Origin of the sequence: Flavobacterium tiangeerense, from assembly GCF_007830355.1 — a bacterium.
In the GTDB taxonomy this organism is placed as follows: Bacteria; Bacteroidota; Bacteroidia; order Flavobacteriales; family Flavobacteriaceae; genus Flavobacterium; species Flavobacterium tiangeerense.
In genome coordinates this window covers 22,062-40,605 of the sequence record NZ_VLKO01000016.1, presented here as the reverse complement: position 1 = coordinate 40,605, position 18,544 = coordinate 22,062, and the positions used below count along the sequence as shown (strand labels likewise).

Below are 18,544 nucleotides of genomic sequence, written 5' to 3'. Positions count from 1 at the left end.
TCTGCTTCCGAAGAAGCATACCCCTCGACTTGCATGTGTTAAGCCTGCCGCTAGCGTTCATCCTGAGCCAGGATCAAACTCTTCATCGTATATTGTTTGCTTGATAAATCAAGCTATTGTTATTCGACTAAATTCTAGTGGTTTTTTCAAATCTTCCGATTCTATTACTCTTATTCTTTATGTTCTGTTCTTGCGAACAAAACGGCTGTCAATTCAATATGTCTAGGAACGTGTCTTACTGTTTTTTTGCCTTTCGTTTGTTTCTCAAAGCGGGTGCAAAAGTAGTTATTCTTTTTTTAACCGGCAAGAAAAATTTGAAGTTTTTTTGAAATAAATTTTATCTCGTTTGCTTCTCTTTCTCTTATCAATCTCTCAAGGAACTTCCGTTGTTTTGCGGGGTGCAAAGATAACAATCGTTTTTAAATCTCACAAGCTTTTTTTAAAGTTTTTTCTAAAGAGTAAATCTCTACTAACTTTGTTTTTCTTGTCAGTATTTTAAAGAACGTCTGCGTCATTGCGGGTGCAAAAATACAACCTTTATTCGCTTTTACAAGCTTTTTATTCGCCTTTTTTTAATCTTTTCTTGATACAGGTCATAAGTCATTGAATATGTTTTATTTAAAAACACACCCTCTTTTCCTTTATTTTAAAAAATAGGAATTACCGATATCAAAAACATACATCTTGTCATGTTTTAACGTTCTTAATAACATTCTTACCCTAGAAAACCGCTATATAGTGCTTCGGACATTCTACTCTTAGTAAACTAAACGATACATCTATTGCATTCAATAGGCTATACCTTATATATCAGTATCAAATATCTGATAGCCCTATCAACGCTTACTCCCCTAGCCCTGATAGTAGTGAAAATCCTATCCCACCGTACCGCAACAAGCGGGACCGTGGGGTAGATTGAAACGGATAGCAGGAAAAAGCTCCTAGGAAATAAACTATAGGATCAAGCTGGATGGATAAACTTTAATATATAGGTATAACCTTTTCTCTGTACTAACTTAATCTGCATCCGGACACTCTACCTAAACTATTCCTGCAGCTCAAACCAACGCGAAGCCACAACAGACATCTTTGCAGTTTGCAGTTTGCAGCTATTCTTGCACTGCCCAACCAACAAAATAATAAACCACCCAATAAGCAACGACAACCTAAATAAAGCACCTCCCGTTTATTGCACCAAGCCTTTATATCCAATACGTCCCTGCTATAGCAACTCCTATTGTAAAATTTAACTTTAGTTTATAAATTCATTCTCTTTTGACATGCTCCTTTTAAAAACTCTTTTATTTATATTTGCAGCATGTTTACATTTTTTAAATCGAAGCCTCTATTACGAGAGCTCATTCCGCAAAACCACATCGACATCCATTCGCATTTGCTTCCAGGTATTGACGATGGTGCCCAAACGTTCAAAGACACGCTTGCTCTAACCACTGCATTACAAAACATGGGGGTTACCGAGTTTATCACAACCCCTCACATTATTCAACATGTTTGGGAAAACACACACGAACAAATCGTCAAAAAACAAAAGGAAACGGTATCCTTATTACATGAGAACGGCATCACGCAACCCTTTAAGGCTGCAGCGGAGTACCTGATGGACGACCAGTTTGTCACACTCTTTAAAGAAAAGTCTTTACTAACCTTGAAAGACAATTACGTGCTGGTGGAGATGTCTTACATCAATGCCCCTATTCAACTGTATAGTATTTTATTTGATTTGCAGGTTGCTGGATACATTCCCGTTTTGGCACATCCTGAACGATATCTTTTCTATCACAATAACATGAAGGAATACGACAAACTTATTAAAGCGGGCTGTTTGTTTCAGCTTAATTTATTATCCGTTGTAGGCTATTACGGCACAGGTATTGCTCAAATTGCCGAACAATTACTTCAAAAAGGAATGTATACATATGTGGGTACCGATGCGCATCACGCCAAACACATTGCCTCTTTTGATCAAAAAATCTTAATTAAAGACAGCGCACCTTTAAAAGAAGCAATTGCCAACAATCAATTTTTTAAACAATAAAATTAATCCCTAAAGGTTATTCTTTGTTACTTACTTAGCCTAAATAAAAAAAGCTTACTGAGCATGATACTCAGTAAGCTTTTTTTATTTAAGATATATATTTTGACTACTTCATATTTAACAGCCTTTTATACCATGCTTTTTGTTCCACTTGCATACCGTAGCCATAGCCGTAACCATAACCTTTAGAAGAATCGGTATCATTTAACAACAAACACATGTTAGGTAATTTATGTTCTTTATATAAAGTATTTGGAATGTTCAACATTCTTTTTTCTAAGACATTCGCACGTGCTACATAAATAAAACAATCTGCATTATTAGCAATTAACAACGTATCAGTAACCAAAGCTACAGGAGCCGTATCTACAATGATATAATCATATTTCTTTTTAAGATTCTCAAACATCGTTTCTACCTTTTGACTCATCAATAGTTCAGCTGGATTAGGTGGAACAATACCTGCAGGAAGAATATCAAAATGTTGAAATCCATCATACTTTACAATAAAATCTTCTACTTTTAAATCTTTAGACGATAAATAGTTTGTTACTCCGTCATCTGGAATCGTTAAATAATCGTCCAAACGCGGGCTTCTGATATCCATTCCTATCAACAGCACTTTTTTACCAGAAAGTGCAAAAGTAGCTGCCAAATTTACGGATACAAACGTTTTTCCTTCTGATGGAAAAGTCGAGGTTAAAAATATGGTTTTGGCTTGCCCATCAGGAACACGACTCAGCATAAATTCTAAGTTAGTTCTAATAATTCGTAAGGCTTCTGCACTGCTCGTTCTACTTTCGGAACGAATCAACTCGTTTGGAGAATCAGAGGAAGGAACGTCACCAATAAAAGGGATAAGTGTTTTGCCTTCCAAATCCAAACGGCTTTTAATTTTAGTATCTAACAAATCGTTAACATATATCACTCCAAAAGGAACTAAGAGTCCTAGCAACAAAGCCGCCAAATAAATGATGCTCTTTTTAGGCGATACAGGAACTTCAGATCCTTTGGCCTCATCCACCACTCGTGCAATAGCCTCTGTGGCCGCCATTGCAATAGCAGTTTCTTCTCGCTTTTGCAACAAGTACAAATACAGTTCTTCCTTCACTTTTTGCTGTCTTGCTATTACGCGAAACTGACGTTCTTGAACCGGAATTTTACCAATTTTACTATTCAACAATCCTTCTTGTCCGTTCAAATCTCTTTTCTGGATTTGTAAATTGGACTTCATTCGAGTCAAACTAGCCGATACATTAGACTTTAAAGACTCAATTTGCGCATCAAGTTTAACCACAGAAGGATTTGACTCTGTAGCCGATTTCAAAATTCTATTGCGATCTAACACTAATTTGTTGTATTCGCCAATCAACTCCGTAGCTTCACCACTGATAATATTGTTGGGCAACAAATCTGCCTTTTTGCTTTTTTTCATGAAATCAATCATAGAACCGATCATATTCAACTGTATATCGGCTTCTACTCCTTTTTTATCGTACTCGCTAGATCCCTCTATAAAAAGCTTGGCTTCAGTTTCAATATCCGTCAACCTATTGGAATTTTTGAAGTCTTGAACATTTTGCTCTACTCCATCTAATTCTTCCGTAATCAAAGCCAAACGATTGGCAATAAAACGAGAGGTGTTCTCTGAGATGAAATTTTTATCTGCTGCAGCGTCTTGGTTGTAATTTTTAACCAAATTATTTAAGAAATCTTCTGCTTTTTCCACCACTGGATCTACAATAGAAAGTTCTACCACACTACTTGTCTTGCTTAACGGATTTACAGTCAACCTAGACCTGTAGCTGTTTACCACTTTTTCTAGAGGCGTAATGACAATCTGGATCGTAGCAGCCGATTCTCCATGAGATAAAGGATTTACTAATGATTTATTAATCACAAAAGTCCCTAATTTGGAGGGAATCGATTCTCCATAACGGTACGTCTTTTTGGATGTAAGCAACATTTTATTCTCTGCTTCCTCTTGTAATTCAAACGAATTGGGTGCAGTCGCCTTAAATTCAAAGGCTGCGGTCCTATCTTCAAAATCTTGCTTTTTATTTAAAAAAGTAACGATGATAGGGGCATTTTTATACAAATCACTACTTATGATTTTTCCTTGCGACACTAAGGTAACCGAAAGATTCATCTTCCTTAGGGTGCTTTCTACGAGTGTGCGTGATTTTAGAATCTCAATTTCATTATCTAAATTGTTTTTTACCCCACCAATACCCATATCTGCAAAAGCTGACAATTCTGAGGATAGTCCGCCTTTTTTTTCATCTTTAACTAATATGGTAGTGGCAGCTTTATATTGGGGTGTCGTATACCTTAAATACACATATGCAATTGATAAACTGATCATAATACCCAACAAAAACCACCTCCAATGTGCCGCATATTGGTCTACAATGGCTCTAATATTAAAATCTTGTTCTGTATGATCAGTTTGAATACTATTTTCCATTCGGGTTTAATTTGAACTTGAAACGATAAGCGTTATTAAAGTGATTAGTAAAGAAGAAATGGAGATGATTACTCCTGTATTAGGTCCTACTGCAGCTGCATTTATGCGGCTTTTATTAGGCTCTACATAGACCACATCATTTTGTGCTAAATAATAAAAAGAAGAATTCAAAAAGGCAGCATTGGTAATATCCACACGATTGAATGACTTCACTCCATTCGTCTCTCTAATGATTAGAATGTTGTTTCTCTTTCCATAAATGGTTAAATCTCCAGCCAAAGCAAGTGCCTCGATCAGCGTGATACGCTCGGAGTTTACGGGAAAAGAGCCAGGATTCATTACTTCACCTTGTATGGATACTTTAAAATTAGCAATACGTAAGTTGATGATTGGATTCTTTATGTAAGTAGCAATTTTAGCATGCAATACTTGCATCACTTCGGTCCGTGTCAGCCCACTTACTTTTAACTTTCCAATAATAGGAAAATCAATGTTACCATTAATATCGACTAAATACAATTGCATGGTCATTTGTCCTCCGGCGATTTTAAGGTCTGAAGTCTGTTGTGTTACAACCGAACTCAAGTTAAAGGGCGCTGCAATTTCAGGATCCTCTGCTGACACAATAATGGACAACAAATCATCTTGTTGAATCTTGATCTCATAAGAGCTGCTGTTGGATTGGGGGGTCATGGCATCAATATCTTGATAGTAGACCACGTCTTTTCTTTGAGCACAAGAAAACAACAAGCCCATAATTAGGAAAGGTATGGCCCGTTGGAGTACATAATAATATTTCATTTTCAATGATTTGGGTTTTAACGGTGCAAATATAAGAAAACACTACTTAAATCGCCCTTTTAATGCTACTAATTTAAAATCTTCTACAAACCATTGCCATGGCGTCACAAACACTTATACGCTGAAGCTTTACCTTAGATTACCATCAAAAACGCAAAAAAGGGTATAAAATTGCCTTCCTGTTTTCGCAATTCAAATAATACTGGAGTTTATCTAACATAGTTGTTAACACCTTTTATTATTTCGCTGTAATAATATCTTTACCTCTTCCCTTTAGCAATTTAATGCTGTAAAGAATCCATTAAAGAAGCATCACAGAACGTATTCCATAAAAAAACACTCGAATTGACTATTTCTTTTATCGAAATGGACTGCTCGAGTGTTTGTTATGCTTTATAAACCGCATCTCTATTAAGAATGCAATTCCACAGCATCTAGCGTTTCAAAAGTAGAGTTCATACTTTTAAACTCAGGTACAATTTTTTTCATCTGCGCCACCATGGCATCATTGGTATACCCTTCTGCAATATGAATCAAATCACTCACATCTTGATGTAAGGTCTCGTATTCCTCTTGCAATTCTTGTGCTATCATAATTTTAGAATGATAGGTAGGCAAGGACTTCGAGGTGTCATTTAACAATTCTTCGTAAAGTTTTTCACCTGGCCTCAATCCCACAACCTGTATTTTAATATCGCGTTCTGGTATAAAACCAGCCAACTTGATCATTTTTCGAGCCAAATCTATAATTTTCACAGGCTTACCCATATCAAATATATAAATTTCGCCGCCCTTGCCCATAGCTCCCGCTTCTAATACGAGTTGGCATGCCTCAGGGATCGTCATGAAATACCGAATAATATCCTTGTGGGTTATGGTCACAGGGCCACCCGCAGCAATTTGTTTTGTAAAAAGTGGCACTACAGAACCATTGGAACCCAATACATTTCCAAAACGAGTGGTAATAAATTTGGTAGCCTGCTCCCCTTTTTCTTGTTGGTTTTTCAAATGCAAGGACTGTACGTATTTCTCTGCAATGCGTTTGCTAGCCCCCATTACATTACTTGGGTTTACCGCTTTGTCTGTGGAGACCATTACAAATTTTTTGACGTTATAAGCGCACGCTAAATCCGCTAAATTTTTTGTTCCTTTGACATTGGTAAAAATAGCTTGACACGGATTATCCTCCATCAACGGAACGTGTTTGTAGGCAGCAGCATGAAAAACAACATGCGGCTTATAGGTTTTAAAAACCACATCCATCGCTTCCCGGTTTCTAATATCTGCAATTACGGTTCTAATTTTAGCGTCGGTACTAATTGCATCCGTTTCCAATTGCAAATGGTGCAAAGGAGTTTCGGCTTGATCCAGGATAATGACTTTTTTAGGATGAAAAGTAAGCACTTGCCTCACAATTTCACTACCAATAGAGCCAGCAGCACCACTAATCAAAACCACCTTGTCTTTCAATTGTTTGGAAATAGATTTGTTGTCCAAAACTATTGGTTTCCGTTCTAGCAAATCTTCAATTTGAATGGTTTTAACCTTTTGAGAAATCTCACGTTGGTTCTCCCAATCCGAAATCAAAGGCACGGTAAACACTTTTAAATTGTACTCCAAACACTGATCTACTATAACAATTTGCTCCTCTCTCGTCAATGCTTTGTCCGCCAAAATCACACTGGTTGCTCCCACAGAACGCATCATAGCAGGTAATTTCTTTTTCTGAACCAAAATGGGTAAATCCAACATCCTTTTGGAAGCGTTTTGATTGTTTTTGTCAATGAAACCTACAATTTTAAAACGCGTTGGCGTTTCAAATTTTAACGCATTCGCTACCGATATTGCATTGGCATCTGTACCGTAAATGACGGTTCGAATCAGGTTGGTGTTTTTCTTTTCAGAAAAATAGAGTTCAAAAGTTTGTTTTACAATCACACGATATAAAAACAATCCACAAAAAGACAGTACTATATTGATGAATAAGGCCGTATTCAAAAAAACTTTTTCACCTTGAGCAAATTCAAAAAAGAAATTAACAATCAAGAAGATGACTAAAACGGATATTTGGGAAAACAATAATTTTACTGCATCAATATTGGAGGAATGCCGAATGATACCAGAATACGTTCGGAAAAGCCAAAAGAAAAAGATATTGCACAACAATAGTGAAGCAAAGTACCATCCGGAATGACTGGTTATCACATAATCCAAACCGGTACCTTTAAAAATCAGGTAGGTAAAAAAGAACGATAAAACAAGAACTACCAAATCAATGGATACAATAATCCATCGCGGTAAGTATCCCAAGTTGTGAATATTCAAACGCAAATTCAAATTGGAATAATATTCCGTAAACAATGCGGCAATTTTTTTTGTTAATGGACGACTCAAATTCGTAGGTTTTAAAATGGCATTATTATAATTCGTATTCTGAAATCAAAGATAAGGAAAATATTGTTCTTACAAGTTTCCTTCAAAAATGTGTTTTCGGTTTTTAGTTTACAGTAGTCAGTTTACAGTGATCAGTTTACAGTATACATTTAACATTTTACATTTTACATTTTTCAGGCTTAAATCGAAGATTCATGAATACCAAAATAAACAATATTAATCCGTGAATAATTTTTGTTTCTTTTGAAATGACAATTCACGAACACCCATAATTAATAACTCGTGAGTAATCAAGACAAAAGAAAAGAATATTCATAAAAAAACTTAAGCGCCTGCAAAAATGAAAACTATGTAGAGATGCTTCGTACCTCAGCATGACAAAATAAAAAGTCGAGGGTACTAAGGAACTGAGGTTCTGAGTCAAATTTCTATATAGTTCGCCATTAGTAATTAGCTTTCAGTTTTAAAAAACACTCCTCCGAAAATCAATTCGGAAAAACCGCCCTTAAATTAAAAACGTAAAAAAACAACGAAAAAACGCAGTGGCAGCAGTCCTCGAGTTGAGGGAGGAAAGTGTGCTGTATTCAGTACTCAGTCATCAGTAATTAGTCCTTAGTGAAGAAAGCTTAGTTTCAAGTTTCAGGTTAAAGAATAAAGTCTACTGAAAGCAATTCGGAAAAACCGCCCTTAAATTAAAAACGTAAAAAAACAACGAAAAAACGCAGTGGCAGCAGTCCGCAAGTTGAGGCTGAAAGCCGAACGGCTCGGGCTGCGGAACGCAGTTTTGAGATAGTTTTTAAGTTTTGAATTTTCAGGCTTGATCTTTTGTTTCTTTTGCATCAAGGCAAAAGAAAAGAATTAAATTGACAACAAAATCGTTTGTTAAAATGATTCATATACAGAGATGCTTCATTCCTCAGCATGACAAATTACAAAGACAAAAGTCTAAGATCGAACGTTATTAATCTTCAGTAAAAAAGCTACTCAAAAAAACCAATGCGATAAAACACTCCTACATATAGTCGCCTAATACTATTTATAAACAACTCCTACTACTAACCCGCTATCGCTTATAAAAAGGTTCTAAAATTGCAGTCAATACCTTAGCAATACGTTCTCGATCTCCATCGGATAAATTAGATCCTGACGGCATACACAACCCAGTATCAAACAAGCTTTCAGAAACAGTACCTCCATAATACGGATACTTTTCAAAAATAGGTTGCAAATGCATCGGTTTCCATAATGGTCTAGATTCTATATTTTCAGCTTCTAATGCCAAACGCAAGGTCTCACGTGTTAACCCATTTGCTAAAACAGGATCTACGATAATTGCACTCAACCAATAATTTGCAAAATAATCATCATTAGGTACTGTAAAAACCGAAATCCCTTTATAATTCTGAAAGATATCATCATAAAAATCATGCATCGCTCTGCGTTTGGCCACGTGTGCATCCAGCACTTCCATTTGCCCTCTTCCAATTCCGGCACAAATATTACTCATGCGGTAGTTGTACCCAATGGCACTGTGCTGGTAATGAGGTGCATCATCTCTAGATTGAGTCGCATAGAAAACAGCTTTTTTCTTTAGGGCTGCGGTAGGAGTTACAATAGCACCACCGCCAGAAGTAGTGATGATTTTATTACCGTTAAAAGACAACACTCCAATATCTCCAAAAGTACCGCATTTTTGTCCTTTGTAAGCACTGCCTAGTGCCTCCGCACTGTCCTCCAAAATTGGGATTTGGTAGGCATCAGCAACTGCGCGCACCGCTTCAATTTGATACGGAACCCCATACAAGTGTACTGCAATGATGGCTTTTGGTTTTTTGCCTTTGGCAATTTCACTTACAATGGCTTGTTCTAGAGCAATGGGACAAAGGTTCCATGTTTGTGATTCACTATCAATAAAAACAGGAATAGCCCCTTGATACAAAATAGGATTTGCTGATGCTGAAAACGTCATACTTTGACACAAAACCACATCTCCTGCTTGAACCCCTAATAAAATTAAACCCAAATGGATGGCAGCTGTACCCGAACTAAGTGCTCCAACAGCAGCATCTTTCCCCAAATAGGATTCCAAATCCTGTTCTAAACCATTTACATTAGGACCCAAGGGTGCAACCCAGTTGGTATCAAAAGCCTCGTTTACATAGTTTTGCTCATTTCCTCCCATGTGTGGTGAAGAAAGCCATATTTTTTGATTGTTCATTGTATGTATCTCAATAATGTTTTGTAAATAATTTTTATGTCTCCTAGTATTGAATGGTTGTAATAATAGTGTAAATTTAGTTTTACTTTATCTGGAAAAATAACAGTGTCATTGTATTCCTTTGGGTTTTCCTGTTGTTGTAAAAGAACTTCCTCATCAAAATATTTTAGCGATGCCTCACTCGTCAAGCCTGGCTTTAGTTGTAAAATCAGTCGCTCTTCCCCTTGCAAGCTGTTGTAGTATCCTACTATATCTGGCCGTGGCCCCACAAAACTCATGTGACCAACAAGTATATTGACTAATTGAGGTAGTTCATCCAGCTTGCTTTTTCTTAAAAGTAAACCTACTCTGGGTATCGAAATAGTACCATCAGTATAAGTGCAAAGAGTACGAAGCTTTATGATTGTGAAAGTAACGCCATAACGACCTATACGTTTTTGAAAAAATAAGCCATTACTATTAGTAGCAACTGCTGCGACAACTAAAGAAAAGACTACAATCCAGCCAAAAAGCAATATAGCTGATATAGAAAATAAAATATCAAAAAGTCGTTTGAGCATTGATTATAAGACTTACTATTATTTAATACCTTTTTAATTTTATTAAAATCAGTCAAGTTTATTATATAAAGGAAAAAAAGTATTATCCTCAATTTCTAAAGTAGGCAAACCATTAGAAAATCTAACTTTATTTAATTTATTAACTAGTTCTTCATAAACTTTATTGTTTATAATTTTTCTACCTGTGTAATATGGCACTACATCATCAGGAAAAAAAGATTTTTTATATTTAAAAATTCCGTCTTCAAAACCATATCCACCCCCAAGTACGTAGTATTTTTTATCTATTGATCGAGCCCAATTTAGTACTTCAACTTTAAGGAAATCATTGGGTCTTTTATCAAAATAAAGCTCATTTGTTCCACCAAGGAAAGAAAAAATTGTATCTTTTGAAACTAATAGAAGTTCGGAAGAAACAGGTATATTCTCAAAATAAACAGTACAGATTGCTGCATGTTGCTTATTGTTATTTAGAAATATCTGAAATTGTTCTATAGTATATAAAAAGTTTTCATTTGCATTAGTTCTATTCATCGTTTGAATGTAAATTTCATAAAACTCTTTAACTTTTTCTTTAGGAATATTTATGTAGAAAACTTTACTAGAAAGATTTTCTCTTTCAGCCCTTTTTACATTCTTACGAACTTTAGCATCAAATTCTTTCCATTGATTTTCTTTATCTATAATTTTTCCTTTGACGTTTAACATTGTAGGAAAAATTTTTCCTGAATAATTTGTTTGATTTCCAGAAAGATTAAATCTTATAAATTCTGAAACAACATCGTTTTCTGCATACCATTTATCGACTTGATCCCAAAAAAAATTAATATCAGAATCTCTAGTATTTTCTGAAAAAAAAGGACCCGAATAACCATAAGGTGTTATAAAATCGAAGTAATGTGTTGTTTCATTTCCAATTACAATCGGTTTTAAATATCCTGGCATTAAAATAACCGAATTACTTTCTTCAGAAACTAATGAAAAACACATCAAATTTTTTAGACTGTTACTGAAAATATTTATATAGTCAATTAGATAATAAGGATTGTTTTCACAAAAGGAAGACAACATAAATTTATATTTATCAATTCCCTCTTCTGTACTTAAATTATAAATAGTATGCATTCATATCATTTTAAATTATTAATAACATCTTTTAACTTACCTTTCATTCGAGCCGAAATTTCTAAAACTGCAAAGTTATAATCGTTTGTGGTAACAATCGTAAAATCTTGATTGGTAACTATACAATATTCTGTGTTTAGAATTTTTTCAAGAATTATTAAATCGTGCACCAAAATAGTTTTTTTGTTTACAAATGTACCCACTTTATTTTTTTTGTAAAAAATACTTTTGAAACCATTGTTATCATTTAAAAAATCGATTCCTGGTGACTTTTTATCTACATTTTTTTGACTTTCCTGCAATATCTCAACCCAAGTTGATTTTTTTTGAATTTCTAATCCAAGATTTAAATACCAATTTAATGCTTTACTATTAGAAAGGAATACATCCAATTCAAAATTCTCTCGAGTCTCATCAATAACTAAATTTAAACTTTCTTTTAAAAAATATTTCCCCATTCCATTGCCTTGAGCAGAAATATTCAAACATATATTATTTAAAAAAATGGTGTTTTCAAATAATTTAAAATGAATAAAACCGCTTAAAACTTTGTTTATCTTCAATACTGTAATAAAATCAAAAGTTTTATTATATATCACTTTTTTAAAAAAAAGAGGGAAGTTATCATCAAAATAAATTAAATGCTCCTCTAAATTTGTTCCTTTTGAAATTAATTTATGTAAATCAATAATTGAATCAAAATCCTTATCAACTTTTTCGTATCTACTAATCTCTATTTCTTCTCTCATCATTAAGATCTTTCATTAAAATACTTGGATCCACACTCAGTCCTTTTGAAAACAAAACAACATTGATAGAATTAATGATTATTAAAACATCATTTCTAAATGAAATATTTTTCACATATTCTACATCATAACGAAGTCGATCATCCCATTTTACCGTGTTTCTTCCGTTGACTTGAGCTAAGCCAGTAATCCCTGGTAGGACGGTATGACGTAGTCTTTCTTCATTGGTATAATAAGGAAGATATGATACCAATAATGGTCGTGGTCCAATCAAACTCATGTCACCGAGAATTACATTTATCAACTGTGGAATCTCGTCTAATGACGCTTTACGAACAAAACTACCAATTGTAGTTAAACGCTTAGTATCGGAAAGTAAATTTCCCTTATCATCCATTTTGTCATTCATTGTTTTAAACTTAATAATCTTAAATATTTTTTCCTCTTTTCCTGGACGCAATTGAAAGAAAAAAGGTTTTCCATTATTGGCAAAAAACAATCCAATTGTAACGAATAGAAATATTGGACTTAATACTAAAAGTCCCAAAAAAGCTACAATAAAATCAATAAAGCGCTTAATGAAGTTTTTATACATGCTTAAGTCTTTTTTTTATAAGTTCATAAGAAAAATCTACATGAAATTCCGTTAACAATAGTTTCCATGCGTTCTCTTTCATTTGAAGATAATTTTCTTCGTTATCACAAAATTTATTAATGGAATCTTGCATTGCTTTTTGGTCTCCAGACAATATCCAATAGCCACATTCTGCGTTTTCAATTACTAAACCTACGTCTGTGTTAGGATCTGTAGCTGCAAGAACCGGAAGCTTAATATCTAAATAAGACAATAATCTTGAAGGAAAATTGGGTATTGTAAAATCCTTATGTAAAAAAAGCATTCCTACATCACAAGCTCTCAAGAGAAATTCATAATCGTCTTTAGGCAAACCTTTCATCATCATAGCGTTTTTGGGTTGCTCTATGTCAAACCATTTTTTTACACGATTGTATTCCGTACCAGAACCAATTACAAGAAAAAAAACATCTTCTCTTTTAGTTGCTGCAATGGTTTCCATTACGAAGTCAACGCCTTGAGGTTTTCCTAAATTTCCACCATAAACAAATACTTTTTTATCTATTGGAAGTCCATATTTCTTCTTGATTGTATTTTTTTCCTCTTCAGTTTGAAATAATTCTAAAGGCGAAATGGAATTGGGATTAACCTCAACTTTTTCTGAATTAAGTGAAGGATTATGAATTAAAACAAATTTTTTATTTGCTTCAGACATACAGCCAATACTGTCGGATACTTTGTAAAGCTTTTGTTCTTTTTTTAAAAAAAACTTATGCAATAAACTTCCTTCTTTTAGCATTTTCATATCGATTGCATTTTGAGGAAAGATATCTTTTAGTAATAAATAAGAATAGGCATTATCTCTTTTTTTGACGAAGCTTATTACTTTAGAAAAAGTTATTGGTGGTGTTGAGTATATGATTAAATCAAAGCTTACATCCGAAAAATATTTTTTTATACCTCTAAGAAATTGGTATTCAATAGCAAGTGTTCCAATTCCTTTTTCTATAATATTTGTTTTTTGAATATTTAAGGTTTGAATATTTAAAATTACTCCGCCTTTTTCTTTTACAAGTGTAGTTTTTTTATTTTCTCTTCGTTCCATTGGAGTAACAACAAAAACGTTATGACCTTCATCATGAAACTTTCTCAAAAGATCGGTGTAAACTCCTCTATCTTCAAGAGAGCCAATTCTAGCCATTGTTAAAAAAAGAACATTCATAGTTTTTAATTTATTTCACTCCAAACGGTTCTTTTAATATAATCGGTATAACTCAAAATGATGCGCACCATTTTATCAGAAACATTTGGCATCGAATAATCAGAAACCGGTCTGAAATTTCGCTCCTTACCTATTTTCTGATATTGCAATTGCAATAATCCTTGCATAATTCGTTCTGGATTTAAGCCCACCATCATTACCGATGCTTCTTCCATTGCTTCTGGACGCTCATGCGCATCACGTATATTTAAGGCTCTAAAATTTAAGGTTGATGACTCTTCTGAAATGGTACCCGAATCCGACAATACTGCATACGAGCGCATTTGCAACGCATTGTAATCGTTAAAACCTAATGGTTTTAAAAATTGTACATTTTTATGCATTTCAATATTCTTTTTATCAAGCATATTACGCGTCCTTGGGTGCGTACTCACGATAATAGGATAATTATATTTCTCAGCAATTAAATTCAAACTATCCATTAAACCCTGAAAGTTTTTTTCGCTATTGATATTTTCTTCTCTGTGAGATGAGACCACAAAAAACTTGCCTTCTTCTAAGCCCAGTCGCTTTAGCACATCAGAAGATTCAATTGATGGTAAGTAATGATTCAAAACTTCAAACATCGGCGAACCTGTTTTGATTATGCGATCCGCTGGCAAACCTTCACGTAATAAATATTCTCTAGCAATATCACTATACGTTAAATTAATGTCAGAAACATGATCTACAATTTTACGGTTGGTTTCCTCCGGCACACGCTGGTCAAAACATCGATTTCCTGCTTCCATGTGAAAAATAGGAATATGACGTTTTTTGGCTGGTATGGCACAAAGGCAACTGTTAGTATCTCCAAGAACTAAAAACGCATCTGGTTTTTCAGTTTCGAGTAAAGGATCAATTTTTATCAATATTTGGCCAACAGTTTCTGTAGCAGTAGCTCCAGCAGCATTCAAGAAAAAATCAGGTTTGCGAATTCCTAAATCATCAAAAAAGATTTGATTTAGTTCATAGTCATAATTTTGACCTGTATGTACGATAATGTGCTCTATTGCTTCGGAATGGTCTAAAGCAGCCATAACTCGCGATAATCGTATTATTTCCGGACGGGTTCCTACTACCGTCATTACTTTTAATTGTGCTTTCATTTAAACATTGTATTTGAACGCGGAGCACACTGATTATACAGATTTCCGCTGATTTTTTTAATTTGTAAATATTTTTCTCCTGAATTGTGGTTTCTTACCAAAATTCAACAACAAGCCAATCTCTAATTCTGTAGCTTTTAAATAATTAATAAGCTGAAATTCATGTGCTTCACATAAACTTTCAGCAGCTTTAAGTTCAACGATTACCTTTCCATCTACGATTATATCAGCAAAGTATTCTCCAACCAATTGCTTCTCATAAAATACTTTAATCGGTACCTGTCGCTGAACATTCATACCCAACTTTCGCAATTCTATCATCATTGCATTCTCATATACCTTTTCCAAAAAACCATATCCCAAAGAATTATAAACATTATAAAATGCTTTCAATATCTTCTCGGATATTTCATTGTGGAGTATCATACTATTTTTTCAAAAAAAATTTAACAAATCCGTGATTATTACTTAAATCGGTTTAATCTGTGTTCTATAATAATGGTAGTCTTTACACATTTTCAAAATACGTATCAGGATCATTAGCATCATAAAACTCATTGATCCAGAAAATAGTATACAACTCCTCTTCACCCACATTTTTTATGTTGTGCGTATACCAAACTGGCATGTCTACGTACGCCGGTTCGTCCCCATTCAAATAAAAATCATGAGTGTCTTGAGTCCCTATTTGTCTTAGCTGGATTAATGCTTTTCCTTTAATCACTGCAAAACGTTCAATTTTTCTAGTATGAAAATGGTTCCCTCGCGTAATTCCTGGAACAGTTGTAGAGAAAGAAACTTGTCCGCCTACATTCAATCGAATCACTTCCACAAACGCACCTCTTGGATCGGTATGCTGTGTAAATTTTACTGGAAAATGATGGGCAATATCCATATAGCAACGAAACGTATTGAATAGATTTACCTCAAACTTACTATTCAATGTGGGAATAATTCCACTATCTTGATATTCAGTTTTGTATTTTTCTAAAAAAGCAAGAATTTGTGAAACCTTAGCTTCAGAAGTATGAGGTACCACTACTTCATCTTTACTCTTTACTGAACGAATTTCTTTCAAAATTTCGTTTACTAATTCCCCAACGTAAATTAATTTTAAATCACCGTCAACATCAATTGTAGGTTTTTCGTTTCTGGCAATTTTATGGCTAAAAGTAGCTATAACCGAATTGTAATTGGGATGCCCAAAAGGTCCAAAAACATTTGGTATGATCAACCCTGTGAAATTACCTTGCGATTTATTTGCCCAATTAGCCAATACTAATCTGGCTTCTTTTTTAGACTTGCCGTACAAATTATCACGCTCCTCTTGAGTTGATGATGAAAAAAGTACATGGGCTTTACTGTCAGTAGCTTCAAGTGCGTTCACTAATTTAGTTGCTAAACCTACATTAGTATCATAAATCACTTGTGGGTCATTATGACGGTTCATGGCTGCCAAATGGACAACCACATCACATTGTGCGACAAAATCATTTAATTTTGCTGCATCCTCAAAATATTCTTTTTGAAAATCAACTCTTTCAAACTCCTCGGGAAACAGCGCCAAGGTATTGTACAAATGTTTGCCTACAAATCCGGCTTGTCCTGTAATTCCTATTTTTAGCATACTCTAATTCTTGTAAAAGGAAAATCCTTTTTATGTTGTAAAATAATTGATATCAAAACGGTATTCATCCTCAATTTCCCCCAATGCATAATCTGACATCAGTAACAATTTTGAAGAGGGTTCTAAAGCTTGAATGCTCGACACATATCCTGCAGGAACATGCAATACATCCATATTTTGGGAATTCAGTATAAAATGATACTGTTCTAAATTTAGCGAAGGCCTTACCCAATCGTCAATAGCAATAAGTTTAATTTGAAATGAACCTAGTACTACCGAAAACCAACGTTGTTCTATTTTATGTCCTTGCCAACCGCGAACAAATTCAGTATCTCTATTTTGAATGGTATAGTGGCGCTTGATCCCAAGAGCATTAAAGTCATTATTGAACAGTAAAGTCCCTCGCTCATCAGTATAACTATTTCCTTTAATTACCTGCGGAAGCATTGTCACCATATTGCATTAAAAAACAATTTGTAAATAAACTATTCGCTGAATACCGTAAACTATTCACCATTCACTTTTCACTATTCACTATTCACTAAATCAACCCGGCATTTGTGCTACATCTTCACCAAAAATTTCTTTTTTGATAAGAGGTAATTGAACTAACAATTTTTTCATTCCTTCCACACCCAATTGCTCGGTATTGTGCGAATGGTAATCTTCGATCTTTGAAATATCTTGTTCCCCTTCTGAAAAGTACTGTGCATAATTTAAGTCTCGATTATCCGCAGGAACTCGGTAGAATTCCCCCATATCTTCGGCTTTAATCATCTCTTCACGTGTACACAAGGTTTCGTATAACTTTTCGCCATGTCGGGTACCAATTACTTTAATTTCGTTAGTAGCATTGCTTAATTCTTTCAAAGCTTGTGCCAAATCCCCAATGGTACCCGCAGGTGCTTTATTGACGAACAAATCGCCTTGATTGCCATGCTCAAATGCAAACAAAACCAATTCTACCGCTTCATCCAATGACATTAAGAAACGAGTCATATTAGGATCCGTTATAGTCAAGGTTTGTCCTGTTTTTATTTGATTTAAAAACAACGGAATCACGGAGCCTCTTGAAGCCATTACATTACCGTAACGCGTGAGGCAAACTGTTGTCGTATTATTCGCAATGGTTCTAGAAGCAGCCACAGCTACTTTTTCCATCATCGCTTTGGATATTCCCATAGCATTTATAGGATATGCCGCTTTATCCGTACTCAAACAAATAATTTTAGATACCTTATTCGCAACGGCTGCATCAATAGCGTTTTGTGTCCCCATGACATTGGTTTTTACCGCTTCCATAGGGAAAAATTCACAAGATGGTACTTGCTTTAATGCGGCTGCATGAAACACATAATCTACTCCACGCATAGCACGTTCGATACTCGCATAATCACGGACATCCCCAATATAAAATTTGATTTTATCGCTTTTTAATTGATTCCGCATGTCATCCTGCTTTTTCTCATCTCGTGAAAAAATTCGTATTTCACTAAAATGATCCGTTTGTAAAAAACGATTTAATACGGCATGACCGAATGACCCTGTACCTCCAGTGATTAAAAGTGTTTTGTTTTTAAAAATTTGCATTTTTTAATTAGTT

Annotated in this window: 15 protein-coding genes and 1 rRNA gene; 1 reads left to right on the top strand and 15 read right to left on the bottom strand. The window is 34.5% G+C overall.

Going from position 1 to position 18,544, the window contains the following annotated elements; translation table 11 throughout:
• Nucleotides 1-89 (bottom strand): 16S ribosomal RNA (locus tag IQ05_RS15025); the annotation flags it as partial.
• A gap of 1,229 nt (nt 90-1,318) precedes the next feature.
• On the opposite strand from IQ05_RS15025, the gene IQ05_RS15020 reads away from it, so the two are divergent.
• On the top strand, nt 1,319-2,056 hold the full coding sequence (locus IQ05_RS15020; RefSeq protein WP_144894282.1) for a tyrosine-protein phosphatase: 738 nt from the start codon (nt 1,319-1,321) through the stop codon (nt 2,054-2,056).
• A 106-nt stretch (nt 2,057-2,162) separates the two neighbouring features.
• Here IQ05_RS15020 and IQ05_RS15015 read toward each other — a convergent pair whose 3' ends face one another.
• From IQ05_RS15015 to IQ05_RS14950, 14 genes are all read right to left on the bottom strand, one after another.
• The gene (locus IQ05_RS15015) at nt 2,163-4,523 is read right to left on the bottom strand and encodes a GumC family protein (protein WP_144894281.1); all 2,361 of its coding nucleotides are present in this window, start codon (nt 4,521-4,523) and stop codon (nt 2,163-2,165) included.
• Between the two features lie 6 nt (nt 4,524-4,529).
• Entirely contained in the window at nt 4,530-5,324 is a 795-nt protein-coding gene (locus IQ05_RS15010; protein ID WP_144894280.1) for a polysaccharide biosynthesis/export family protein, read from the bottom strand.
• A gap of 411 nt (nt 5,325-5,735) precedes the next feature.
• Entirely contained in the window at nt 5,736-7,718 is a 1,983-nt protein-coding gene (locus IQ05_RS15005) for a nucleoside-diphosphate sugar epimerase/dehydratase (protein WP_144894279.1), read from the bottom strand.
• A 1,063-nt stretch (nt 7,719-8,781) separates the two neighbouring features.
• Nucleotides 8,782-9,936 carry a DegT/DnrJ/EryC1/StrS family aminotransferase gene (locus IQ05_RS15000; protein ID WP_144894278.1) on the bottom strand — a complete coding sequence of 385 codons (1,155 nt, stop codon included), beginning with the start codon at nt 9,934-9,936 and terminating at the stop codon, nt 8,782-8,784.
• Entirely contained in the window at nt 9,933-10,496 is a 564-nt protein-coding gene (locus IQ05_RS14995) for a sugar transferase (RefSeq protein WP_144894277.1), read from the bottom strand. Before IQ05_RS14995 ends, IQ05_RS15000 begins: the two co-directional genes overlap by 4 nt.
• 48 nt (nt 10,497-10,544) lie before the next feature.
• The gene (locus tag IQ05_RS14990; RefSeq protein ID WP_144894276.1) at nt 10,545-11,621 is read right to left on the bottom strand and encodes a GNAT family N-acetyltransferase; all 1,077 of its coding nucleotides are present in this window, start codon (nt 11,619-11,621) and stop codon (nt 10,545-10,547) included.
• 5 nt (nt 11,622-11,626) lie between these two features.
• Nucleotides 11,627-12,370, bottom strand: coding sequence for a GNAT family N-acetyltransferase (locus tag IQ05_RS14985; RefSeq protein WP_208653377.1), 744 nt, complete (start codon nt 12,368-12,370; stop codon nt 11,627-11,629).
• The gene (locus tag IQ05_RS14980) at nt 12,348-12,965 is read right to left on the bottom strand and encodes a sugar transferase (protein WP_144894274.1); all 618 of its coding nucleotides are present in this window, start codon (nt 12,963-12,965) and stop codon (nt 12,348-12,350) included. Before IQ05_RS14980 ends, IQ05_RS14985 begins: the two co-directional genes overlap by 23 nt.
• Entirely contained in the window at nt 12,958-14,166 is a 1,209-nt protein-coding gene (locus tag IQ05_RS14975) for a glycosyltransferase family 4 protein (protein ID WP_144894273.1), read from the bottom strand. The genes IQ05_RS14980 and IQ05_RS14975 overlap by 8 nt, the downstream gene beginning before the upstream one ends.
• A gap of 5 nt (nt 14,167-14,171) precedes the next feature.
• Complete coding sequence (gene wecB, locus IQ05_RS14970; RefSeq protein ID WP_144894272.1) at nt 14,172-15,314, bottom strand: non-hydrolyzing UDP-N-acetylglucosamine 2-epimerase; 1,143 nt, start codon at nt 15,312-15,314, stop codon at nt 14,172-14,174.
• A gap of 57 nt (nt 15,315-15,371) precedes the next feature.
• Nucleotides 15,372-15,740 carry a GxxExxY protein gene (locus IQ05_RS14965; RefSeq protein ID WP_144894271.1) on the bottom strand — a complete coding sequence of 123 codons (369 nt, stop codon included), beginning with the start codon at nt 15,738-15,740 and terminating at the stop codon, nt 15,372-15,374.
• Between the two features lie 82 nt (nt 15,741-15,822).
• Nucleotides 15,823-16,941 carry a polysaccharide biosynthesis C-terminal domain-containing protein gene (locus IQ05_RS14960; RefSeq protein ID WP_144894270.1) on the bottom strand — a complete coding sequence of 373 codons (1,119 nt, stop codon included), beginning with the start codon at nt 16,939-16,941 and terminating at the stop codon, nt 15,823-15,825.
• A gap of 30 nt (nt 16,942-16,971) precedes the next feature.
• A complete protein-coding gene (locus tag IQ05_RS14955; protein ID WP_144894269.1) occupies nt 16,972-17,388 on the bottom strand; it encodes a WxcM-like domain-containing protein in 417 nt (138 codons plus the stop codon).
• Between the two features lie 99 nt (nt 17,389-17,487).
• Nucleotides 17,488-18,531 carry a polysaccharide biosynthesis protein gene (locus IQ05_RS14950; RefSeq protein WP_144894268.1) on the bottom strand — a complete coding sequence of 348 codons (1,044 nt, stop codon included), beginning with the start codon at nt 18,529-18,531 and terminating at the stop codon, nt 17,488-17,490.
• Between the last annotated feature and the right edge of the window lie 13 nt (nt 18,532-18,544).